This is a genomic window from Mesorhizobium waimense (assembly GCF_003601975.1).
GTDB lineage: Bacteria > Pseudomonadota > Alphaproteobacteria > Rhizobiales > Rhizobiaceae > Mesorhizobium > Mesorhizobium waimense.
On the sequence record NZ_QZWZ01000006.1, the window covers coordinates 220691 to 243455 of the forward strand.

Consider the following 22765-nt stretch of genomic DNA (forward strand, 5'->3'; position numbering starts at 1 on the left):
GTAGCCGGCCGGGCACGAGGCGATGGCGGCAGACGGGTGCACCCTGTCAGGGACGGCCTCATTGAAGTCCTGCTCGCGATCCTATGGGCTCCGCGCCACCCGAGCGAAACCGTACGCCCTGAAATTTTACTACGCAATTGCGTACTAAATTAAATTCCCGTAAGGTATCGGGCTTCCGACAGCGCCTAAACGGCGGGTTTTTCCGCAGGCTTTTCTGCTGAAATGGTCTGGTGCTGAGTATTTACATGCGCAGGTGCGTAGCTTGTTCGTGGGAGACGCTGACGCACGGGGCGAGACCTGCTGGCCGATGGCGGCAGCCGGCAAGCGCCGACGCGAAAAGGAGCGAGAGGCATCACATGGACGGGCACCACGATCCGACGGGGATGCTGGAGACGGCCGATGCTGTGCGGCGCAGCGTTGTTGGCCTCGGGCGACAATTGCGGTTGATGCGCTCTGCCCATGGCGTCAGCGCGGCCAAGCTCGGCCTGCTGCGGCGGCTCGAGCGGACCGGCGGCTCGATGACGGCCTCCGATCTCGCCTCGCTGGAGCGCCTGCAGCCCCAGTCGCTCACACGCCTCATCGCCGACCTCGACGAGCGCGGACTGATCCGGCGCACGCAGGACCAGATCGACCGTCGCCAGTTCCTGATCGAAATCACCAAGGACGGACACGATCTGCTGGCGCGGGACGCCGATAGGCAGAACGCCTGGCTGTCGCAAAGCATGAGCAAGGCCCTGACCCCATCAGAACGCGAAATCCTGCGCGTTGCGGCCCTGCTGCTTGAGCAGTTGGTCGAAGCCGGGGTCGAACCGCCGGCTGACGATGGGGTGTCACAGGACCTCGGGATAGGGCGGGTCCATCTTCCGAACTGACCCGACACTGTGAGGTGGGCCCGATATGGCGAGACCTAGGAATGTATGCGGTGCCCGCTTACGCTCCCGGCGGGCGGTACCGGATCGACTTCGCCTTGCCGAGGGCTTCAATCGTTTCTTCGACGTCCAGAAGGACGGTAGTCTCATAGGAGCTGAGGGCACCTCCCGCACCGATGGCGAGCACGACAGATGCCATCGAGACATTATCGGGCGCCTCCCACAGATTCCAGCCATCGTGCTCTCCGAAGGCGTACCAGAACCCGTGCAGCTTTCCGCCCACCGACTCGATGTACGAGCGGGCCGCCTCGCGTCGATCCTCGGGGTTTTCGATCAAACGCGCCCACGTCTGGGGCGTATAGCTGAACCGAGAGAGATACATAGGCATGGTCGCCTCCAGGCCCCGCCGTTTCACAGCGGCTCGGCGTCGAGGGGTCGAACGGGGGGCTGGCGCCGAGCCTAGCCGGCTTTCGGGGGTAGTTCGCCAGCTGCATTGAATATGCGCCCACGCTAATGGAAGCGCAATCCCGAAGCGGGTCCTGACGGGACCAGGACCGATTTGACTCGCAGAATTCCCACGAAACAATACGCTTCCTTATCCAATGGCCGGAGATTTCAGTGCTAGCTGTCATCTCGGAATTGTGGCGCTCATCCGAGCGCGAAATCCTCCGCGTTGCGGCGCGGTTGCTCGAGCAACTGGTCAAAGCCGGGGGGCGAACCGCCGGCTGATGCGGCGTCACAAGATACCGGAGGGAGCGGGTCCTTCACGCATCGAACCTCTCGCTATGGGAAAGGGCGTAGCGCACGGAGGTGTAACGGTCGATCTCCGAGCGGCTGATGCCGAGATCCTTGAGCATATAGTCCGGCATTTCATGCAGCGCGGCGCGCTCGCTGCGCATCTTCATGGCATGATAGGCCAGGCCCAGAGCGCGGCCGACAAAGCCGAGGAGGTCGAGCTTCCTCCGGCTGGTCTCGTAACGTCCATGATCCATCGTCGTCATTGTCGTCTCCATATCTGGCGACGCGTCCCTTCGCGCCGTCGATGAGAGGACAATGAAGGACGACCGAGGGAGCGAGCGTTGGAGCCCCCGTCGGAAACGGCGTGGAATTGGTGGTATTTCGTTGATGTGCGGTCACCACATTGCAGGCGTTAGCGTGCACTCAACGCGGCGCGATCAGGTTTGCCGCATCCTAAAGCCGACATCGTTGGCGTTCACGCGGGAGGTCGTGGGTCGCCTGGAGCGGTCGTCGATGCACTTGCAACAAACGGCTGCATTCGCTGGTTTTGCGGAAGTTGGGCGACAGCGTGATTGCTTTCGATCAGCCTTTCCATGTCGGCTGGCGCGGATGGATGTCGTCCTTGAAGGCGTCGAAGCCCTTCCACGCAGGTTCGATCAGATCGCAGCCCGGCATGGGCGTGAAGGGCGACGGCTCGACGAGCTGCATCGTCGGGATGTAGCGCGGACAGTTGGGGAAGATGACGCGCGCCTCAACGCGCACCGTCATCTGTGCGCCGACGGTCCTGCCTGTTAGCGGATCGTCTCGGTCGATTCGGGCGGTGCCGTTAATGCGCAGGCGGCGCGGCGTGCCGTGCATGGCGATGAACAACAACGCCACGTTCGGATTGATGTCGAGGTTGCCGAGGCTCTTGAACATGCCGTTGCCGTCATAATCCGGGAACGCCAGTTCCGACGGCCCAATGACGCGCACGAAGCCGGCCGGGCCGCCCTTGAATGAGCAGTCCGGCCGCCCCTCGGCGTCGACCGTGGCAAGAAAGAAGTAAATCGCGTTCTCGATGAACGCCTTATCGTCGTCGGTGAAGGCGGCCCGCGCCATCTTTGCCAGGCGGTCAGCGATGCGCCGGCTCTCGAAGCGGTCCTGCAGGGAGCGATTGCCTTCGTGGTAGAAAGCGTCGCCGGTCATGGACGTTCCTCCTTCACAACTCGGGTCATGGTCCGATCCTCAGTGATGCGGTAAGTCGTATGTCGGGGCGCGAGGCTCTCGCCGCCGGCAGCATGGGCGGCCTGCGGTGCAATCGCGAGAGAAAGCCAGGCACGAGCACCAGATCGAGCGAGCCCAAGCCCTTCGCCTGGTACGCGATCCTCGCCATCACTTCTCGCATGTCGGAGCTTGGCCGGGTGCATCGTCTCATTCCGGAAGCACTGAGGACCTCTAGCGGTTTACACTATATCAAGGGCCGATCATATCGGCGTGTCGAACTGGCGAGGGCAATGGTGTCGCGCCTAGCGCGTGCCCTGATGGGCGCTCGGTCCGGCCGCCGCTTGCTGGGGCCCCAAAACTGCACGACATCGGCTTTGAGCTCGAAGCTGACGTAGGGTCAGAAAGTCAATGACTCGAGTGCACTGCTCCAATAGTCTGGTCATTGATGGTCAGCGGGGAGCTAGCCACGCAACCCTTAGGGTCCACCCAGCGCGGTGCGAAGCCAGAATGATACTCAGGGAGGGCATCAGTGAGCTCATACGATTCCGAAAAAGTTGCCAAATTTCATCGGGAATTGCACAGCCATCTTCCGCCTGAACCGGCTCTTCGCCTGAAAGCACTGGAGACGGTTCTGGTCGAGAAAGGCTTTCTTGCGGCCGACGCCGTGGACAAGTGGCTCGACGACTACTCGGAAAACGTAGGTCCGATGAATGGAGCCAAGGTTATCGCGCGGGCGTGGACTGATCCCGAGTTCGCCGAACGGCTCGCGAAACATGCGGCCGAGGCGTTTTCGGAAATTGTCCCAAGCGTCGACAAGGATTACCCCCTTGTCGCAGTGTTCAACACGCCTGATATCCACAACGTTGTCGTTTGTACCTTGTGTTCGTGCTATCCACTTGGAATCTTGGGAATGTCTCCATCTTGGTACAAGTCGACCGAGTACCGGGCGCGAGCGGTCCGCGATCCGCGTGGCGTCCTCGCCGAATTCGGAACCGACCTGCCGGAAAAGGTTGAGGTCAAGGTGTGGGACTCGACTTCAGACCGGCGGTACATGGTGGTTCCGCAGCGTCCAGAGGGGACTGACGGCTGGACCGAAGAGGACCTCGCCAGCCTCGTGACGCGCAATGCAATGATCGGGACGACGAGGGACCTGTCGCCAAAACAGGAGGCGGGGTGATGGATACGGTACACGACCTCGGCGGCAGGCAAGGGTTCAGACCGATCCCGAACGTCGCAGAAGATGACTCGGCTCTGTTTTCCGATGAATGGAAGGCGCGCACATGGGCGATCGCCATGATGTCGATGAAAAAGCTGTCGACGGATCGCACGGGCTGGACGCTCGATTGGTATCGCCACGTCCTGGAAAGGCTTCCCCCGGACGCCTACCTCGGCCTCGACTATTTCGAGAAATGGATTCTGGCCATGATGGTCACGTCTGTGGATGAAGGCGTCGCGGGCGTTCAGGAGTTCTTCGATGGCAGGGCCTCAAGTCGAACCTTCGAATACGAGTCGCCCAGGCCTACGGTGGAGGGCCCGGCCACAGAGGCAAGGTTCAAAGCTGGCGACAAGGTTGTGGCACGGCGCGACATCGCCACAATGCACACGCGGCTGACGGGGTATGTCCGCGGCCGGCCCGGGGTTGTCGACAGCGTGATCAGACCACAGCCTTTGCCCGACGAGAAAGCTGTCGGCACGATACGGCGCGAGCAGACATACGTTGTGCGGTTTCGCATGTCGGATCTTTGGCCTGAAGCCGGCGACAGCGCAGACAGCCTGCAGATTGACATGTGGGACAGCTATCTTGAGCCGGCCTGAGATTGCCCGTCGCGCGCGGCGCCATCGCGATGGCGAACCGGTTTTCTCCGTGCAATGGCACGCTCAGGTTATTGCGTTGGTCGATCTGCTCATCGCCGACGGAAAGATCGAAGCCGAGGATTGGTCGCAGACCCTGGGCGCCGAGCTTGATCGACGGGTGACCGATACTGCCATGGACCCCGACGCGATCTATTACGGCGCCTTTCTCAGCGCTTTGGAACAGATACTGGACAGGAGCCAGTTCGCCCCACGGGCCGAGGTGGACAGGCGCGAACAGGATTGGCGAGCCGCCTTCCTGAATACACCGCATGGCAAGCCAGTGGCCCTTGCAGATTAGTCAGCGGACCTACAGCCGGCGTCACGCTGGATAGTCGCTTTGTCCGCATTGCCGTCAGACGTGCCGCGCCCGGGCGAGGGCCACAGGTACGGGTTCGAGCGCCGGTGACAGACCACTAGGAGCGACAGCCAGACGCCCAACCCGATTTCTTTTCTTGGTGGGCAGACGCGGCATACAGTTGTTCGGGTCTAAAGGCGTAGTTGAACGCTTCCTCCCTTTACCAAGCAATTTTTCAAAAAAGGTTCCTGTATCCGTGGATGTCTTGGAGGCGATTGGCGATCATCTTGCCGACCGCTTCCGGACTGTGCATTGCAATCATGTACGCGCGAGCACGCTCGCCGATCGTTGCGATGAGGTCGCGTCGGCAAGAAAGTCGACGGCACGCCGAAACTATGCCGAGATTGATAGCGGACTTGAGCTGATTGCGCTCGCAAAGAAGCTACACTGTTATCCCGTCAAAGGCCGGCAGCGGACATTGGCTGATGTTGCGCAGGCACTGGGCGAGTCAGGACATCTGTCGAGTGCTGGAACGCTCTACACGCCCACTGCCGTTTCGCGAATGCTTGCATCAAGGGAAGTGAGCGCACGAGGCCACAAAGGTCGAGGCCAAATCGTCATCGTCGACGCTCGAACCAATCGCCGCTGAGGTGAAGGATGATATGACCGAGGTTGCGAATTCCGTGCGGCGGACACCACTCGGGTCGCGCTGGTAGCCCCGGCACCTACCCTCGGGTTTGTCCGCGGCAGGGGTGGGGGGTGGCTTGTGGGGTCCCATCACGCCGCACGTTGGAAGTGACCCAATCCCAAGAGATTGAGGGTTGAGCGCGCTACAAATTTGTCAGCAGACAATGTGGTCGTGATCCAGAGCCCCTCTCCGAACCGTTGCGCTGGTGTTATGATGTGCGTGATCAGACAGATGGGATATAAAGCATGCCCGGAGTCACCCGCCGTGCACTTCTTGCGTTTACCGCCGTGGCGTCTGTCGTTGAACCGACGTTTGCTGAAGGTGAAGGTACCTCACGCGAATTGCAGATGCTGATAGCCACCCATGAGACCGCCTATGCGGCGCTCCATAGGGTTGTTCATCGAGCGGGAAGCAGCTGGCATGACCGCAAGATTGCAGACCGTATTGAAGAGGAAGCATTGCTGGCCATCTGTTCCTATCCTGCGATCAGCCGCGGCGACCGCCGATTCAAGGCCGAGTACCTGTTGACTGTTGAGGCGCGGGGCGAGCTCGACCTGGAAGAGCACGTGCAGGCCATCTTGCACTCCATGATGCGGGGCTGATTGGTGCTGGTTGACGTGCGCCTGGCTTCTTGACGTTCGTTGACCAAAAATGGCGCAGAAGGTGGGTTTCTGGTGTCAGAAATTGGCGGAGAGAGCGTCTTTCGATTTCTCGGCCATGCCATTGAAACCATTGAGCTTTTCCGCTACTTTGTTACGCAGTTTGTTACGCACCATGTAATGGTAGCCTGCCAGGCAAATCGATCCCACATTTTAGGAATATCGCCGACGTGCTCCAGTCTGACATCGGACGGTCGGCCCGCAGGCATAATCCGGCCCTCGACCTCTTATGCACCCGAACGGTATCAGACGGCGTTAGAATGTTCTCGCTAAGAGTGCCTGAACCCGTTCGGGATCAATATGAGCTATGATACCGTTCGGGAGCGAATCTTCTTGAAAATCCGAAGAAGCAAGACTATGTTCCCGATCGGGAGCAAAACATGGCCAAAAGAATGCAATCCACGGGCGCTAGCAGAGCGACAGACATCGCAAAGTTGCTTGCGCAGGCAGGTCCTGCCCAGGATCTGACGAAGCTTCTCACGGATCTCAAAGCGTCTGACGATACCTTTAGAAACGCCACTCGGGCCCTGTCGCGCCACAATGCCCCGATCAAGAACTCTTTGCAGGCGGGAGAGATCGCTAAGGCGCTTTCCCAGATTACCTCTTCTCAAGACCTGGCGAAACACATTGCACACATCAATGCTTCCAGCGAAGCGCTCAAAGCGGCCAGCAAGGACTTGTTGCATCGTAATGAGGCGATCAGGAAATCAGTGAATGCGGCGGGGACCGCCGAGGCACTTTCCCGCGTCAACGCTCTGGGGGACCTGACCAAACAACTGACCGGCGCAATACCGCAGGTCAACCTGAAGCTTCCTGGTGTTTCACAACTCATCACGGCTGCCCTGCCCAGAACGCTTCCCGACGCTTATCTGCTGCGCGGCAGCGAGACTAACGATGAGGACGAGGGCGCCGGCGCGGCCTCACCGCGCCATAGCGGGACGGATACCTTAAGACTGGAGATCGTCTCTGCCTCAGATATTGGGCGGCTAATCCGGCGCGCCCGCGAGGCCCGACATCTCTCGCAGCAAAGTTTCGCTGACCTTGCTGGAGTGGGGCGCAGGTTTCTATCCGAACTGGAAAACGGCAAACCCACACTTGAACTGGGTAAGGTCCTGAAGGTCGCGCACGCAGCCGGCATATCGCTGCTTGCTCAGGTGCGCTGATACAATGGAGGTGCTTGCCCTTGATGTGCGGTTGGACGGTTTCGTCGATCCGATCGGCGCCATCGTGCGTGACGAAAACGGCTCAGTCGCCTTCGTCTACAAGGCAGACTACCTTCGAAGATCAGATGCGACCGCCTTATCGCTATCCCTTCCGCTTGCCGAAGAACCTTACAGTGACGTTATAGCGCGAGCATTCTTCGACAACCTTCTGCAGGAGCGCGACGGGGTGCTCACCGACGTGCTGGCACGAGAAGGCCTGGCCCGCGATGACATAGCTGGCCTGCTATATCACCTTGGAAAAGACTGTGCCGGAGCACTTTCCGTTCTTCCGTCAGGATCGCCGCCGACAAAGGTCCCGGGCGACTACGAAAGCGACTATGTACCCATTCCGCAGGATCGCATGATCGCGATCGTCGAAGCACTCCATCAACGCAAACGCCTGCCGGACGGAACTGAAGATCCGTCCCCTTTGGCAGGCGTGCAAAGCAAGATAGCCCTGACTGTTCTGCCGGACGGTAGGTTTGCCGAGCCGAAGCGGGGATCGGGGGCCCCGACGACACACATCCTGAAAGTGCCCGATCGCGATCATCAGCAGGATGCCCGGTATGAGGCCGAGGCGATGAGGCTTTCCGGGGCGCTGGGGTTCGACACGGCCGAAGTCTCTGTAGTGCCGATTGGCGGGATCGAGACCCTACTCGTGACCCGCTTCGACCGAGGCAGAGACCGACAGAACAGGATCGTGCGTCTTCATCAGGAGGATTTCGCGCAGGCCCTCGGTTTGCCGGCCTCGATGAAGTACGAAAGGCGTGGCAAGGCAGGCCGGCGCTTCGACGTTTCGGGCATCCGCAGGATACTTGAGGCGACGGTCGATCCCGCCCAGGCGAAGGAAACCTTCATCAGGGCCACGATATTTGATCTCCTGATAGGCAATAACGATGGACATGCAAAAAACTTCGCCCTGCTCTATGAACCTGAAGGCAGAATCCACTTTGCGCCGCGTTACGATATCTTGCCGACCAGGCTCGACGACACTCTGACCGACGAGCTCGCTTACAGGATCGGTGAGGCGGAAACGCTCGATGAAGTTACCCCAGAACAGCTTAATGCGTTTCTCCTGGCGCTGGGAATAGAAAGTGCTGCGGCACGCAAACGCATGCACCAGCGTTATCCGTCCGAGATTGCATTAGGCCTCGCGGACTGTCTCGGTGCTCTTGAAAAGCGTCAGGTGAAGCGTTTGGCGGACTTGATCGCTACCAACATGCGCATGCTTCTCGGTGCGATGCGGTTGGAAATACCCCAAGCGGCCAGGGACCGAGACGCGTTCATTGGCCGAGCTGGCGGATGGCTGATGAGTTGAATCTATCGATGGAGACATGCCTCCATGTCTGGCGGAACGCGAGGATTGTACCAACAACGACGGGTTGCGTCTTGGGCGCATGGAGCTGACGACGTACGGACCGCAGTTGGATTCGTCGCGGCCAGGTTGCCTTACGGCTGGCTCAGTGAGAATCTGCCCACAGCTTACCCAATCTTACTCAATTGGCTCTCCGAAACCTGCTCAATCCATCGACGCGAGCGGTAGCTTTGTCCTGCTGCGGGCCTGGGTTTGAGGTCACGGGGTAAAGCTGGGCCATTGAGCCCTTTGGGAGGAGATCATGCTTGCAAAGCTCGCCGCTCTTCGCGGCCATTCACTCAATATTGCCAGGAGCACGCTCATGTGTTCCCTGCTTATGGCAGCTACGATCGCGGCGGAACAGCCCGCGCATGCGGAAGGCATAAACTGGTCGCCGCTTCAGCGATCGGACCTTCAGTCTTCGCTTCCGCGATATCGTTCGCGATGGCGGCGAGGTCGATGCCGGCCCAGATCGACTCTGGCCGCTTCACAAGCCCGCGCTTCTGTTTGAGATCGACGACAAAGGGCGCTGCTGCTGCCTCATAATGCTCTCGGCGGACTTGGGGGAATTGCGAACGTCGTCTAAGCTAAGTGTCTGCTCCAAAAAGAAGTGAGTGATTTCAGCGGGTTGTGATTCAGTCGGATTGCTGAGGTTCGACGGAGATCACGATGCCCTGGACCGAAACCACTCGCCCTCAGTATGAACGGCGCTGCCCGCGCTACGCAAGCGACCTGACGGACGCGGAGTGGGCGCTGATCGAGCCGCTGATGCCGGCGCCGAACCGGATCGGCCGGCCCCGCAAGACGGACCTACGCGAGGTCGTGAACGCGCTGCTTTACATGGCTTCATCGGGCGGAGCATGGCGGCTTCTGCCGAAGGACTTCCCACCGTTCTCGACGGTGCAGAAATACTTCTGGCACTGGCGCGACGAAGGATTGCTGAGCGCCATCAACAACGAACCAGTCATGGCGGCGCGCGAACGGGAAGGCCGGGAGGCGAGCCCGTCCGCCTGCGTCATCGACAGACAGCGAGCGACGGTCTGTGCGGCGCTTTCCGGCCCGGTCATTTTGACGGCGTTGCGACGGTGGTGACTAAGCTCTTTCTCCAGACCGGCGCCGACCTGGCCTTTTTCGGCGAGAAAGACTTCCAACAGCTCCACGTGGTGCGCCAACTTGTCCGCGATCTCGATATCCAAATCGAAATTATCGGCAACCCGACGGTGCGCGAGAGCGGCGGCCTGGCCATGTCTTCACGCAAAATCCGACTGTCTTCGGCCGAGCGCCGGACGGCACCGAAGCTGCCCGAAATCCTGTTTCAGGCTGCCCGACGACTGACTTCAGGAGAACTCGTCGAGCGGACGTTGCGCCTTTCGATTTCACGGTCATCACATTGAAAACACTTAGTTTTTCGCTCCAATTGTTACACAGTTTGTTACGCAACGATGATGCAGAGTTGCGTGATGCGGAACTCGTCTTCTCGGAGGCGCCGAACAACTTAACGCTGGCAATCGTCGGCTCAGACGTTCCAGAGCACCCTTAAGAATAGAGCGGCTGCAAAACTCCCACGGCCGCCCATCGGTGTGATGGGTTTCGCCGAGCCGAGGCGCACCAGCAGAGTAAACTCAGGCAATAAAGATGGCCCCGTCACCAGATCGGACTTCGTGGTGCTCGTTTCAACGCTCCGTTTCGCGTTTCGCCTTTTTTGCGGGAGCGTTGCGCGACTTCTTGGCCGGCGACCTTGCGATCGGCGTCCCAGCGGCCGCCAACGACGCACGTGGCGCCCGTTTCGGTTTCGACTCCACGCCTGGCTCCGGTGGCTTCCGTCCCAACCCAGCTGCTTTCGCCAAAGCAGAGCGTGTAGCAGCGTAGTTTGGTGCTACCATTGGGTAATCGGCAGGCAGCTTCCACTTCTGTCGATACTCATCCGGGCTGAGGTTGTAGTGGACATTGAGATGCCGCTTCAAGGATTTGAATTTCTTCCCGTCCTCCAGGCAGATGATGTATTCCGGTGTCACCGACTTTCTTATCGAAACCGCCGGCTCTTGTTTGGTCACAGGTTCGGTCTCGGGCCTGCCGGTCCGTTGGAGGGCAGCGTGAATATCGCCGATCAGCTTTGGCAATTCCGGGACTGGTACCGGATTGTTCGACACGTATGCTATGTCGGCGGCGAGTGATACCAGGTCAGCGTTGTTGCTTTCCTTTCCATTATCGGCCCGTCTGTGCAGTTTGTGCGGCTATACTGTCGAGAGGGTTTTTGCAATGACCGTGGTTTCGACGGACCCATTGTCCGCTGAGCGCCGCATGTCGGCCATTCGCACAGTTGCTTGTCCTATTGCCTCGCGGAATGCGTTTCTCGTGGAGATGCTGACTCATGAACGCGACCACAAATGTTTCATCGAGGCGGCGCAGGTCGAAACGCCCATAAATTCGTCTACGCGTCGCCATTCAAGCTCCGAAGCGGCCGCATCAATTGGCATGCTGAATAATTATGATTCGTTCTTGACTTGTTCTATCGCCGCCCATCACATGGGCGTTCAAAATTTGTGGGAGCGATTGATGAGCAATCTGGAACTACGCGAGTTTCACTCTTTCCTTGAACGGTTGATCGAGAATTCGTCTCGGGAACAACGCTTTTCCGTCGATAAGATCGTTAACGCGATCCTCACCGAACATCCTCAGCGGCTCGAAAAGATTCAAAACCAAGTCATAGGTTTGGGGCTGCGAGCACTTATCAGAAACAACTGTCGCGCCAAGACCAGCGCCACCGACAACGGCTCGGATATATTCGGTCATTATCATATCGGAAAACGGGTCTCGGTGCCCTACAGGGATAGCAACGGCAAGCTACGCTGGGACAAGAAGCGACGCAGCGAACTGTCTTTCGGCGATTTCGATGAGATTGTCGCACGTTGGGATGATCGCCCCGCCCGGCAGTCTCAGGATAGGAGAGATTTCGAGGACATCGCCAAAAGGATTCGACCGTATCGTGACCAGGGACGAACTGTTGGCGAAGCCCTCGAGATGGCTGCGCGCGACGGTCCATAGGCGCAAGCGAGGCTCCTGACGGGTACCCAAGTTTAGTCGCAGTTGCTACCTAATTACGAACTTCCCTGGACACTTCATTCGGAGATCCTTCTGGGTTGTCAGTTCCGATTAGGCCAGTCGGACGGTATGAGCTTCACGCCCGAGGCTTTTGTCCATCGACCCTTGACCGCCGCGACATATTCCGGATCCTCTTCGATGTAGGCGTGCTCGATCAGGATAACCTGAAGTCCGGCCCTGCGCGCGGTTTCTTCGAACAGGAACCGGACTATTTTCTGCATCGCAACCTGGTCGTCGTCCTTTTCCATTTCCTTCAGCCGCTTCTCGTCCCCGCCCTTGGGGTAGTAGGGGCGGCTGATCTGGTCAATCACGAGAAGGCCGGGAACGGGCGCGCGCATAGTTTCGAAGAGCTTCTGGAGAGAGAACGACAGCGCGAGGTGCATCGCGAGATAGTTCTGATCCGAACCGACCTCCGCCATCGCCAGTACAGCTCGTTGCGTCGGCTCGATCAGCGAAAGGCTGGGCGCGGACGAGAAAACGACGCGCGCGCCAGTGGCCGGCACTTCTGTGGGAAGGTCTGCCAGCATGTCCGTCGCAAAGTTGCTCACCATGTTTTCGGCGTCGCGCAGACGCTCTCGCCGCGCCTGGGGATCCACTTGGTCCCTGAGATTTTCGATCTCGGATTCAAGCGAGGCCGTATTCGTCGAAGACGTCTCGTAGTCTCTTGCCGTGGTCTCTAGAAATTGATCGATGCGTCCCACCACCCTCGCACGTTCCTGCAGGAGCGATCCGGCGCCCGCGGATTCCTCCTCGACCCGGAGGAGCCCGCTGAGCTGGGCCTCGACTTCCCTGAGGCGGCCGGATCTTGAACCGATCTGGTTTTCGACCTGGCCGAAATGGTCGTCAAGGCGAGGGCGCATGACGTCGACCGCAAGGACTTCGTCCGCCACGATTGTCAAGGAGTTTCGGATCTGCTCCGCCATCGCCAGACCCGCGGCATTTTCCGCATCGCACACGGGGCAGCGCCCGTCGCCTAGCTTGAGGTGCTCGACCAGCTTGAGTTTGTGAGACTGTCCCGACACTGCCGTACCGTAGCCAGCCGCTTCACGAATGGTTCGCTTCAGCATCTGCCGCTTTTCGCGCAATGTCTGCAGTTCGGACACGAGCTGCCGTCGCTCGTCCTCCAATGCGGCGCGGGTTTCGCTGTCCCTGGAAGCGGGCGTCGACACGCCGTTCTCGGCGACGCTCCTAAGCTGATTGAGCAGAATCTGGTCGGATGCGTCGGCCGAGGGCAGCTCGGCGATGAGACCGATACCTTCGGCCTGGGTGAGAAGGGCTATGGAACGCTGCGTCAGAAGGCCTTGGCTTCGCTCCTGGGCTTTGGCTTCCCGTTCGATCCTGCCGAGGGCAGCCTCCAGTTGGCGGAGCCTCCTTGCGGCAAGAACGCTCGCCTGATTCACCGCGCCCAAAAAGTACGGCATTGTCGCTTTGATGTCCCGCGCCTTCTCGGGGCGGTGCAAATCGTGCAATAAGGTCTCTCGGTTGATGATGATGCCGCCCGACAGGAACAGGTAGGGTGTCACGTCACGAATGCTCGCGCGTCCTTTCTCGGACTTGGCTGCGACGGCCGGATCGTCCGTATCCTGGATCCCGAACGACTTCTCGATCGTCGCGCGCGCCGTATCGCGGTTCGTCGGACCTTCGAGTCCTTCGGACGTATTCGGAAGCCTTAGATGCTTCCCGGTCCTCACGAACATCTGGTTGGTGCCGCTCCCGGACTCCGGAATCTTTCTGCCGACGATGAGATCGCTGTCCCCCTGCACCCAGTGGACGGCGACGGCCACGGTATGCCCGCGCACGAAGAACGGGAGCCGGCAGTCTTTTGACCCGAGGCAGTAGTCGATAGCGTCGATGATCGCGGACTTGCCCGTCCCGGACGCGCCCGTGATGACGTTCACCTTGTCGATATCGAACTCGATCGTCCGGCGTCTGGCACCAGCGCCGTAGAATGCGATTTCACGAACGTTCCAACGCGTCACGGCGTCACTCCGAATGCTGAAAAAACAGATCCTGCCGAACCGGCCCTACCCATCCAGGTGCCAAGCCGCTCGGCTCGTTTGACCGCCCGTTTCGGGTTCTCGGGTAAGTTGTCCACCGGCGTCGTCGAGGGCGCCCGGGGACCAGGCTCGATCGTTCCTGCATTTCCAAACGCGAGAGCCCTCGAAACAAGACCGAACTGGACTGCAGCGGAGACGATCTCCTTCGAAGCGTCGAGGCGGGCGCTCAGATCGAGACATACGTCCGGATAGCGGTTCAGCCATGAGAGAAGGCCAGTGGCGGCGGCGGTCTCCAGGAAAGACGTCTCTAGGTCGTCGGACAGTGCGATAGGCAGGGCCAGGTATGCCAGTGCGAGATTTGGCGGCTTCCCTCTCGAAGCCGCCATGTATTTCCGGCAGAAGCCGAGGAGACCAAATGTGCCGAATGCAGGGTTGGTCTCTGCGAAGAGATCATACGCTATGTTCATTTCTTGAATCCCAGAAGCGTGACATAGTCGGGATGCCAGCCTACCCGGCCATCGATCGAAAGGACCTGATAAGTGCCTCTGATGTAGCTCGGCGTGGTAACGCTCGGGGCGATAGACTCGATCTTGTCCGGCGCCTCGTAGTGGCTCCACTTTAGTAGCGCGCGTCCCTTCGACTGCTTTGTCTCTTCAGAGAGTCCATTGCACTCGTCGGAAATGTCAACGTGGCGGTCGGACCATTCCTCGGCCAGACGGTCGTCGTATCTGGCGATTAGCTCCCGTCGCGAAGGATTTTCGGTCGACCAACGCGAACGGGTCTCGCGAGCCCGCCATTCGTTCGTGACGGCCCTTCGAAATTCCGCTTCGGTGCCGCCCACCAAACTTATCTGGTTCGCGACCATGGGGTGCGACTTATGGGATTCGGGAGGGAGTTCGACCGCAAAGTAGTCGACGAGGGTGTCGTGCTCGATGTCGGCGACGATCTCCATGTGCCGCTTCACGAGCTCGAAACGAGGGATAGCCTTGTCCCGCTTTCCGCAATGCGCATGGATGATTTGACGGTTCCACCATTCCACCATCACCGCGGCTACGTGCGACTGATCTTTAGAGAGCACCGATGTCAGTGTTTTCGCAAGTTCGTCCTCGATGTGCCTGATGTTCTGCTGTCCGGGCATTATGCGCGCCCTCGACAGGATCTCGGCCTGGACGTCCTCGGAAAGTCTTAAGAATGCTTCGCAAGCCGGAGCTCGTCTGGCGTGCGGCAGGGGCTTGGTCCCGTTAGCAGCGGCGTCTGCCCTTTCCTGAATGACGCGTCGAGCTTCCTCTTGAAGTGCAGCGCCGAGCTCGTCCCTGCTTTCGGTCTCGCTTAGAAGAATTTTGAGGGGGGAGTGCGGCGAAATTTCCGCGACGGTGACGAGGTGGAGCCATGTCCGAGGAAGGTCCAGGTTCGGAAGCACGTCGATCCAAGCCTTCAACGTCTTCCATACATTGAGACTGGCCACCGTGATTGCGTCCGGCTTTTCGGAAAGCGAATGCTTGAGTTGCTCGAGGATCGTCTCTCCGTTCGCCTTCAGAACGACATCGTCGAGCGTTTCAAGAAAGACCACCGCCTCGTCGCTCTGTTCCTTCCACAGTCTCAGGAGGGCGTATTGCGCCTGATAAAGAAACCCCAGGGCTGATGCGTCGGCGCTGTGCGGGTTCGTAATGTCCAATTTCGGCCTCGCGGATAGGAAAACTGTGGTCGCCAGCCCAGTCGCGCATTACTTGTGATTCTGATGATCAGAGCAGGCCCTTGCCTGTATATTTAACGCAATCACAGCGCTCAAGGTGCAATTCACGCGTTTCCTGAACTTAAGTTGGACTTTGCTATCGAGGCTCATCCGTCCTTGGTTTTCGACGATCTCGTTCAGAGTAGCGTTGCCTATTCTTCCCAATCTCGGGCGCCCCGATCGTCCTTGCCAAAATATGTCAAGCTCGGTCGTGGCGATGCCGAGCCCATCAACACCCACTCCTCTATTTGCCTCAGCCGGCGCGCCGCAATCATTGCTTCAAATTCCGCCCATACAGAGATACTTCATTTCGAGGTAGTCCTCGAGCCCATGGCGGGACCCCTCCCGCCCAATGCCGGATTGCTTCATTCCTCCGAAAGGAGCTGCTTCCGAGGACATTCGTCCTGTGTTGATGCCCACCATGCCATATTCCAAAGCTTCGGCCACGCGCCACACGCGTTTCAGGTTGGAGGCATAGAAGTAGGCTGCGAGCCCGTAGATTGTGTCATTGGCCTCGCGGACAACCTGATCCGCATCTTCGAGGCGAATGATAGGTGCCAGGGGTCCGAAGGTCTCCTCCTGCGCCACTGTCATCGCGCGAGAAACCTCGGTGAGGACAGTCGGTTCAAAAAGTGTGCCTTCCATACCGACGCGATCGCTCCCGCATCGAACGATTCCGCCTTTCGCAACGGCATCGGCGATATGGGATTCGATCTTTGCCAGAGCGCGTTTGTCGATGAGCGGCCCGATGGATACCCAACGGATCGAAGCCGTCACCGACTGAAAGCTGACGAACCTTTTCGGCGAGCTTTTCAACGAACTCATCGTGGACACCGGATTGGACGTAAAGGCGATTTGCAGAAACGCAAGTCTGACCGGCATTGCGGAATTTCGCCTGGATCGCACCGTCAACGGCAGCATCGATAACTGCATCGTCGAAGACGATGAAAGGCGCATTTCCGCCGAGCTCAAGGCTGACTTTCTTGATCTGGTCCGAGCATTGACGCATGAGGAGCTGGCCGACCTCGGTCGAGCCCGTGAAGCTGATCTTGCGGACCTTGGCGTTGGAGCAGAGTTCGCGGCCGACAGCGTCGCCTTCGGAAGCGTAGATAAGGTTGACCACGCCTTCGGGAAAACCGGCCAGCTGCGCGAGGGCGAACATAGCGCCTGCCACGAGTGGCGTCTGTTCAGCAGGTTTCAGCACGATTGTGCAGCCGGCGGCGAGAGCCGGCGAAATCTTGCGCGCAACCATGGAGGCGGGAAAATTCCACGGTGTGATCGTACCAACGACGCCGATAGGTTGTTTGATTACCAGCATGCGACGGTCTGTCGATGGCGCCGAGATCGTTTCCCCATAGATGCGGTTGGCTTCTTCGGCGTACCATTGCAGGTACGCAGCCGCATGCGTGACCTCCGATTTCGCTTCGGGAAGTGGCTTGCCCATCTCCGCGGTGAGAATGGCAGCGAGGTCGTCGGCGTGATCCACGATCAGCTGGTGCCAGCGCCAGAGTATATCGCTGCGCTCCCGGGCCGTCAGGGCTGCCCACCCAGGCTGTGCGTCATGGGCCTATCGATGGCAGCGCGCGTCTCTTCGATACCCATGTCGGGGAGTTCGGCCAGCAATTCGCCGGTCGATGGATTGGAGACTTCGAACGTCCGCGCGCAGACCGGCATGCTCAATGCCGGCATACGGTCGATGCCAGCGAACAACTCGCGAGACTTCAGGTGGCGGATCATCGGCTGGCAGATGGGCAAAAGGAATCTCCTCAACGCGATGGATGTGTCTATTTGCGGCGTGGATACGTATCTTCGCCTTCGGCCGTCGTATAGGACCTCGTACGGATGGCGGTTAGACCTCCTCGACGGAAGGAAGTGCCGGAAGTTTGCCATCAGATCGTGGCCCCCGAGCATCTTGATCGGACATCGATGTCGAGCACCTAATCGTTGGCGCCCGGTCCTCCTTCAGCAATGCACGGGGAGAACAACCACCAGGCGCGAACCTAGTCGGCGAACTTTTGTGCGATGCAAGTTTCTTCTTCGCATCTGCACAGAGGAAACAGGGCATTGACCCCGCCCGACATTGCGCACGCAAGGGGAAGTCGCCGCTTGTATGCCTGACGGCCTATACGACACCAATCGCCAAGCTGATCGATGATCATTGCGATGTGGCGCTGGTTGGCGACAGTGTTGGCATGGTGTTGCACGGCCTGCCTTCGACGCTTGGCGTGACACTTGAATGATCCTCCACGGCAAGGCTGTGCGGCGTGGGCTCGAGCGGGCATTGATGGCCGTGGACATGCCTTTTGGCTCCTACGAGGAAAGCCGCGAGCAGGCTTTTCGTAATGCGGCCCGTGTGATGACTGAAACCGGTTGTGCGGCGGTCAAGCTCGAGGGTGGCGAAAGCATCGCGGAGACAATCCGATTTGTGACCGCACGCGGTGTGCCAGTGATTGGCCATGTCGGCCTGACGCCGCAGGCGGTCAATGCCTTCGGCGGCTATCTCGTGCAGGGCCGTGGCGAAGATGCCGAGCGCATTCTGCGCGACGCTATCTCGGTGGCCGAGGCGGGCGCCTTCGCGGTTGTGCTCGAAAAAATACCGGAAGCGCTTGCTCGGCGGATTACCCAGGAAGTCTCAATCCCCACAATCGGGATCGGCGCATCGGCAGCCTGTGACGGGCAGATCCTGGTCGTCGATGACATGCTGGGCTTGTTTGGCACCTTCCAGCCGAAATTCGTCAAACGTTATGCAGAGCTTGGCGAGGCAGCTGAGGCAGCGATCGCGACATACGCACATGAGGTGCGCGAGCGCCGCTTTCCGGCGAGCGAGCATATCTTCGGCGATGAGCCGCGCAATGTCAGTGGGGGTGAGGCCGCATGAGCGTGGCAATAGTCCGGATCGTCGCCGAATTGCGCAGCATCGGCGCCGGGAAGGCCTGAGGATCGCCGTTGTGCCGACCATGGGCGCCCTGCCGCATTGACCGCTGACGCGCTGGCGTCTGCGCATGGCGAGGAGCGGCTGATGGCCTTGCTCCAGGAGAGCCTTGCGGCAGCGACGCGGCTGGGGGGCGGCCAAACCGGCCGACTTCCGTGCGGTGATCGTCGAACCACCGTGCAGGAGAAGGCCATCACCTTTCCGACCGACGCCAAGCTGATGCATCGGGCCCGCGAGCGGCTGGTGAAGTTGGCCAAAAAAACGGCATCGGCCTGCGCCAGTCCTATGCGCGGGTCGGGAAGTTCGCGCTGATCAAGCATCAGCGTTATGCCCATGCCAAGCAGTTCAAGCGCGCCAACCGGGCGCTCAAGCGGCTGCGCACCATGCTCGGCGCGGTGATCCGCGACATTACCCGCAAGCTCGCCGGGCAGCCCGAATTGCCCAGGTCTTCGCCCTGCCGCTGTCGCTTGCCCGGCGCGTCAGGGACCAGCGGCAGCGCGAGCGCGGCCGCAAGGTCTATTCCCTGCACGCTCCCGAGGTGGAATGCATCGGCAAGGGTAGGCCCACAAGCCCTATGAGTTCGGCGTCAAGGTCTCGGTCGCCACCAAGCTGCAGCGCAACCGCGGCGGCCAGTTCGTCGGCCCATGTCAAGGCGCTGCCCGGCAATCCCTATGACGGCCACACGCTGGCCACCGTCATTTCCGCCATCGAAACCGCGATCGGCGCCAATCTCGGCAAGATCGTCGCCGATGCCGGCTATCGCGGCCATAACGCGCCGAAGGACAAGATGTTCAAGGTCCATGTCGCCCGCTATAGGCGCGGCCTCAATCAAGCGGGCACTGCGACGCCGGGCCGCTGTCGAACCGGTCATCGGCCATCTCAAGCAGGACCACCGCATGGGCCGCAACTTCCTGGCCTTCACCGAAGGCGACACCAACAACGCCATGCTCGCCGGCGTGGCTACAACTTCAGCCTCTTGCTCAACTGGCTGAGGCTTTTGTTTGCCTACTTCCTGGTGCTGCTTGCAACCGCTCCGGCGTCACTGGTCCAGCCACGATCAGCCTGACCTCCGCAGCTCAACCGGAATAGCCTCTGAAACGGGGCTCGCCTTCAACGCCGGTGCCGAAATGGCCTTCTTCACGGGCGACTGAGGAGCTTCGAAAGGAAGACACCACCGGGCGATATCGTCGCCCTATGCCAAAGGCCCTCGCATCTAGTCCGTTCTCAAAACCCTATTGATGCGACGGTCACCGATGGAGGGTCACAAACGTAGGGCAATCGGTTCGCGATCGACTGAAAACGATGACCGTTCGTCTGCGGTGCTCAGACTGCCACCGAGTGCCTGGCTGTACTACTTTCGAAATATTTGTCGAACTTGGCCGCGATGCTTCGCACGAAAGGGCGACTTGCGGCCGGCACAACGAATTTGTCGCCATCAAGTTCAAGCAATCGAACCGGATCGTGGAGGGCCATGGAACTCGACTGCAGAAGGAGCCTCTGGCCGGCTTCGCCGAAGCGTTCCACCAGATCGATCGCCGAGAAGGCGAAGTCGCACATCAGCCGCTCGATGATCCAGCCACGGACGCGATCGTCGTCGGAAAGCGCGATGCCGCGGACGGCGGCCAGCCCGCCATCCGCGACCACGCGTCCGTACTCGGCGGTCGAGGCCATGTTCTGGACGTAGCCCTGGCGAAAACGGCCGATGGACGAAGGACCGAGACCGATCAATGTCTCGCAGCGATCCTCTGTATAGCCTTGGAAGTTACGATGCAGGGCCCCTGTGCGGGCAGCCACCGCCAGCGCATCGCCCGGTTTGGCGAAATGGTCGAGCCCGATTGCTTCGTATCCCTTGTCCACAATCGCTCGTGCGGCAAGTTTCGATTGTGCGAACCGCTCCGTGGGACCGGGGAGCCATGCCTCTTCGATCATCGTTTGATGCTTCTTGAACCAGGGCACGTGAGCGTAGCCGAAAAGCGCCATCCTGTCCGGTTCCAGGGTCAGCGCCTGCGCTACGGTGGAACAGACGCTCCCCCTGGTCTGGTGCGGCAAGCCGTAGAGCATATCGAGATTGACCGATTCGACGCCACGTGAACGAACTCCGTCGACGACTGCCTTAGTCTGCAAAAAGCTTTGCTCGCGGTTGATCGCCTTTTGCACTTTCGAATCGAAATCCTGCACGCCGAGGCTCGCCCGCGTCATGCCAATTTCGGCGAGTGCATCCAGGCATGCCTCATCCATGTCATTGGGTTCGATTTCGATGCTGATTTTCGCGTCCGGGAGAAAATCGAAGCTGTCCCGCAAGAGGACCCCCAATGCGACTAGATCTTCGGGCTTCAGCATCGTCGGCGAACCGCCACCGAAATGGACCGCTCGGACACGACCCTTGCCGCTGACAAGACCGGCAACCGTGGTGATCTCCCCATGCAGCGATCGCAGATAAGCGGCCACCGGCTCGTAATGACGCGTCTGCTTGGTATGGCACGCACAGAACCAGCACAGCTTGTCGCAATAGGGGATATGAAGATAGAGCGATATCTCGTCACCGCTTCCGAGCGCCTGCAACCAGCCGTGGTAAACGGCAGCATCGACGCCCGGATGGAAATGCGGCGCGGTCGGATAACTGGTATAGCGCGGGACGTTCTCGCCAAGTCTGGCAGCTAATTCCGGTCGCATATCGCGGTCCACCGTGTTTGCATCGCGGGACCCTAGGTGCATCGCTGAGCCAAAGCATTGATTTCGGTCAACCCTCGGCATGGACAAACTGCCGCAGGATTTCTCTAGCATCGATTGCTATCCTGCCGGCATTTGGGATCAAAAAAGCGAGCGTAATGACGGTACAGCAGGACATTCACAGTTCCGGTATTCCCGTCCTTTGCCTGTCTTGCGAGGCACGGCATCGCGGCGCCTGCGGTGCGCTCGACCCAGACCATTTGGTCGGGATGGCCAAGACCTCGTGGCGTCACAAAATCGAGCCCGGGGTCAAACTGATCGGCGACGCCGAGGCCGTCGACAGCTATTCGAACGTGCTTTCAGGCGTGGTCAAGCTGACGAAAAGCCTTTCGGACGGCCGGCAGCAGATCGTCGGCCTCCAGTACGCACCGGATTTTCTGGGACGGCCCTTCAAGGTGGAAAGCCGGATCAACGCGGAAGCGGCTACATCTGTCTCCCTATGCTCGTTTCCGAAGGCGGCGGTCGAGCGGATGATGAAGGAATCACCGGAGCTCGAGCATCGCCTATTCAAGCAGACGTTGATCGAACTCGACGCAGCCCGCGAATGGATGGTGACTCTGGGGCGCAAGACGGCACCAGAAAAGGTGGCGAGCTTTCTCCTCACGATCGCCCGGAATATCGATCGCACTGTTGATCCGGCGGCCACGTCGGCGCGCTTCGATCTGCCGCTGACGCGTGTCGACATCGCTGACTTCCTGGCACTTAGGTTCGAGACCGTGAGCCGACAGCTGACGCGATTGCGGGCTGACGGCATAATCCGGATCGAGAACAATCGCCATGTGACGGTGGACAACATGAGCCGGCTGGAACAGCGCTGCGGCGGCTGAGGCGCGCGACAACAGCTCTTTCAATAAGACCTAAGTGACGGAGCCTACGTCCCTTACTCCGAGCCGCGGCGGGACATGCTCTTCTTCGATCGCGATGTGCCGCCGCAAGCCTTTGAAGAAGCCGCGTAGCATGAACCCGACAGCTTCCGCTTTGTCTATTGGGCCACCATGGCCGATCGCCAGGAGTGTTTCGGCCACTTCGTCGGCGAAGCATTGATCCTCGACATGCTCGACGAGCAACCGGCTGGTGGAGGCAAGATTGGCCTCGGCCGAGGTCAAGCACGCCTCATACGCCGGGAAAATGACCGTCTCTTCGAACCTATGAACGTCACGGAGAAGTGAACGACCCGCGTTGCCTATGCCAAGACATTTGAGGCGATCGACGTTCGGCAAGCCATTGTTGATACTTTCCAGCGCCCGTCGCAGAGCCTCAGTTTTCCCGATACGCCGCCTATCATCACATCGTCCGGAATCGCCTCCAAGCCGGGCCGGGCCGGGGACGTCGGACTCTCTCACGAACAGGCGGCTCGTGCTGCGTTTTCTCAGTCAATCGCCACCTTCTGATTGCACCGAGCTCAATGCT

19 protein-coding genes and 6 pseudogenes are annotated in these 22765 nt (G+C 59.7%); 14 read left to right on the forward strand and 11 right to left on the reverse strand.

From position 1 onward, the window contains the following. Window positions 1-356: 356 nt before the first annotated feature. On the forward strand, window positions 357-872 hold the full coding sequence (locus D3227_RS10450; protein ID WP_167480661.1) for a MarR family winged helix-turn-helix transcriptional regulator: 516 nt from the start codon (window positions 357-359) through the stop codon (window positions 870-872). Between the two features lie 58 nt (window positions 873-930). On the opposite strand, the gene D3227_RS10455 is transcribed toward D3227_RS10450, so the two are convergent. The 3 genes from D3227_RS10455 to D3227_RS10465 all read right to left on the reverse strand — a co-directional run bounded on the left by D3227_RS10455 (window position 931) and on the right by D3227_RS10465 (window position 2792). Continuing rightward, a complete protein-coding gene (locus D3227_RS10455) occupies window positions 931-1257 on the reverse strand; it encodes a GYD domain-containing protein (protein WP_120014089.1) in 327 nt (108 codons plus the stop codon). Window positions 1258-1633: 376 nt separating this feature from the next. Beyond that, entirely contained in the window at window positions 1634-1870 is a 237-nt protein-coding gene (locus tag D3227_RS10460) for a DUF1127 domain-containing protein (RefSeq protein WP_167480662.1), read from the reverse strand. Between the two features lie 319 nt (window positions 1871-2189). Then, entirely contained in the window at window positions 2190-2792 is a 603-nt protein-coding gene (locus tag D3227_RS10465; protein ID WP_120014032.1) for a pyridoxamine 5'-phosphate oxidase family protein, read from the reverse strand. 547 nt (window positions 2793-3339) lie between these two features. On the opposite strand from D3227_RS10465, the gene nthA reads away from it, so the two are divergent. From nthA to D3227_RS41540, 9 genes and pseudogenes are all read left to right on the forward strand, one after another. Beyond that, window positions 3340-3987 carry a nitrile hydratase subunit alpha gene (gene nthA / locus D3227_RS10475; protein ID WP_120014034.1) on the forward strand — a complete coding sequence of 216 codons (648 nt, stop codon included), beginning with the start codon at window positions 3340-3342 and terminating at the stop codon, window positions 3985-3987. After that, window positions 3987-4625, forward strand: coding sequence for an SH3-like domain-containing protein (locus D3227_RS10480; protein ID WP_120014035.1), 639 nt, complete (start codon window positions 3987-3989; stop codon window positions 4623-4625). The genes nthA and D3227_RS10480 overlap by 1 nt, the downstream gene beginning before the upstream one ends. Further along, complete coding sequence (locus D3227_RS10485; protein ID WP_120014036.1) at window positions 4612-4962, forward strand: hypothetical protein; 351 nt, start codon at window positions 4612-4614, stop codon at window positions 4960-4962. Before D3227_RS10480 ends, D3227_RS10485 begins: the two co-directional genes overlap by 14 nt. Window positions 4963-5140: 178 nt before the next feature. Beyond that, complete coding sequence (locus tag D3227_RS41080; protein WP_208646357.1) at window positions 5141-5608, forward strand: hypothetical protein; 468 nt, start codon at window positions 5141-5143, stop codon at window positions 5606-5608. Window positions 5609-5892: 284 nt separating this feature from the next. Beyond that, window positions 5893-6249: a hypothetical protein gene (locus D3227_RS10490; RefSeq protein ID WP_120014037.1), complete on the forward strand. Its 357-nt coding sequence runs from the start codon at window positions 5893-5895 to the stop codon at window positions 6247-6249. A 437-nt stretch (window positions 6250-6686) separates the two neighbouring features. Beyond that, window positions 6687-7469 carry a helix-turn-helix transcriptional regulator gene (locus D3227_RS10495; protein WP_208646358.1) on the forward strand — a complete coding sequence of 261 codons (783 nt, stop codon included), beginning with the start codon at window positions 6687-6689 and terminating at the stop codon, window positions 7467-7469. 4 nt (window positions 7470-7473) lie between these two features. Continuing rightward, window positions 7474-8826, forward strand: a complete 1353-nt coding sequence (locus tag D3227_RS10500) for a HipA domain-containing protein (protein ID WP_120014038.1) — start codon at window positions 7474-7476, stop codon at window positions 8824-8826. A 705-nt stretch (window positions 8827-9531) separates the two neighbouring features. Further along, a pseudogene (locus tag D3227_RS10505) lies at window positions 9532-9891 on the forward strand (transposase); the annotation flags it as partial. A gap of 2 nt (window positions 9892-9893) precedes the next feature. Continuing rightward, window positions 9894-10226: pseudogene (locus D3227_RS41540) on the forward strand (pantoate--beta-alanine ligase); the annotation flags it as partial. 112 nt (window positions 10227-10338) lie between these two features. Here the strand turns inward: D3227_RS41540 and D3227_RS44285 are convergent. Next, window positions 10339-10472: pseudogene (locus D3227_RS44285) on the reverse strand (glutamine synthetase); the annotation flags it as partial. A gap of 63 nt (window positions 10473-10535) precedes the next feature. Continuing rightward, window positions 10536-11087 carry a Ros/MucR family transcriptional regulator gene (locus D3227_RS10515; RefSeq protein ID WP_120014039.1) on the reverse strand — a complete coding sequence of 184 codons (552 nt, stop codon included), beginning with the start codon at window positions 11085-11087 and terminating at the stop codon, window positions 10536-10538. A gap of 34 nt (window positions 11088-11121) precedes the next feature. Here D3227_RS10515 and D3227_RS10520 point away from each other — a divergent pair, with 34 nt between their 5' ends. Beyond that, window positions 11122-11907, forward strand: coding sequence for a hypothetical protein (locus D3227_RS10520; RefSeq protein WP_120014040.1), 786 nt, complete (start codon window positions 11122-11124; stop codon window positions 11905-11907). Window positions 11908-12005: 98 nt separating this feature from the next. Here D3227_RS10520 and D3227_RS10525 read toward each other — a convergent pair whose 3' ends face one another. The 4 genes and pseudogenes from D3227_RS10525 to D3227_RS10545 form a co-directional block, all read right to left on the reverse strand. Next, window positions 12006-13943: a DUF3732 domain-containing protein gene (locus D3227_RS10525; protein WP_120014041.1), complete on the reverse strand. Its 1938-nt coding sequence runs from the start codon at window positions 13941-13943 to the stop codon at window positions 12006-12008. Further along, window positions 13940-14428, reverse strand: a complete 489-nt coding sequence (locus D3227_RS10530; protein WP_120014042.1) for a three component ABC system middle component — start codon at window positions 14426-14428, stop codon at window positions 13940-13942. The genes D3227_RS10525 and D3227_RS10530 overlap by 4 nt, the downstream gene beginning before the upstream one ends. Continuing rightward, a complete protein-coding gene (locus D3227_RS10535) occupies window positions 14425-15636 on the reverse strand; it encodes an ABC-three component system protein (protein WP_120014043.1) in 1212 nt (403 codons plus the stop codon). The genes D3227_RS10530 and D3227_RS10535 overlap by 4 nt, the downstream gene beginning before the upstream one ends. A gap of 336 nt (window positions 15637-15972) precedes the next feature. After that, window positions 15973-17382, reverse strand: a pseudogene (locus D3227_RS10545) (NAD-dependent succinate-semialdehyde dehydrogenase). 333 nt (window positions 17383-17715) lie between these two features. Here D3227_RS10545 and panB point away from each other — a divergent pair. Together panB and D3227_RS42620 are read left to right on the forward strand one after the other, a co-directional pair. Then, a pseudogene (gene panB, locus D3227_RS10550) lies at window positions 17716-18571 on the forward strand (3-methyl-2-oxobutanoate hydroxymethyltransferase). 103 nt (window positions 18572-18674) lie between these two features. After that, window positions 18675-19691: pseudogene (locus D3227_RS42620) on the forward strand (IS5 family transposase); the annotation flags it as partial. Between the two features lie 257 nt (window positions 19692-19948). Here D3227_RS42620 and hemN read toward each other — a convergent pair. After that, entirely contained in the window at window positions 19949-21298 is a 1350-nt protein-coding gene (gene hemN, locus D3227_RS10570; protein WP_120014092.1) for an oxygen-independent coproporphyrinogen III oxidase, read from the reverse strand. 155 nt (window positions 21299-21453) lie between these two features. On the opposite strand from hemN, the gene D3227_RS10575 reads away from it, so the two are divergent. Beyond that, on the forward strand, window positions 21454-22182 hold the full coding sequence (locus tag D3227_RS10575; protein ID WP_120014048.1) for a Crp/Fnr family transcriptional regulator: 729 nt from the start codon (window positions 21454-21456) through the stop codon (window positions 22180-22182). A 30-nt stretch (window positions 22183-22212) separates the two neighbouring features. Here the strand turns inward: D3227_RS10575 and D3227_RS10580 are convergent, their stop codons facing one another. Next, a complete protein-coding gene (locus tag D3227_RS10580; protein WP_342633998.1) occupies window positions 22213-22698 on the reverse strand; it encodes a hemerythrin domain-containing protein in 486 nt (161 codons plus the stop codon). Window positions 22699-22765: the final 67 nt, after the last annotated feature.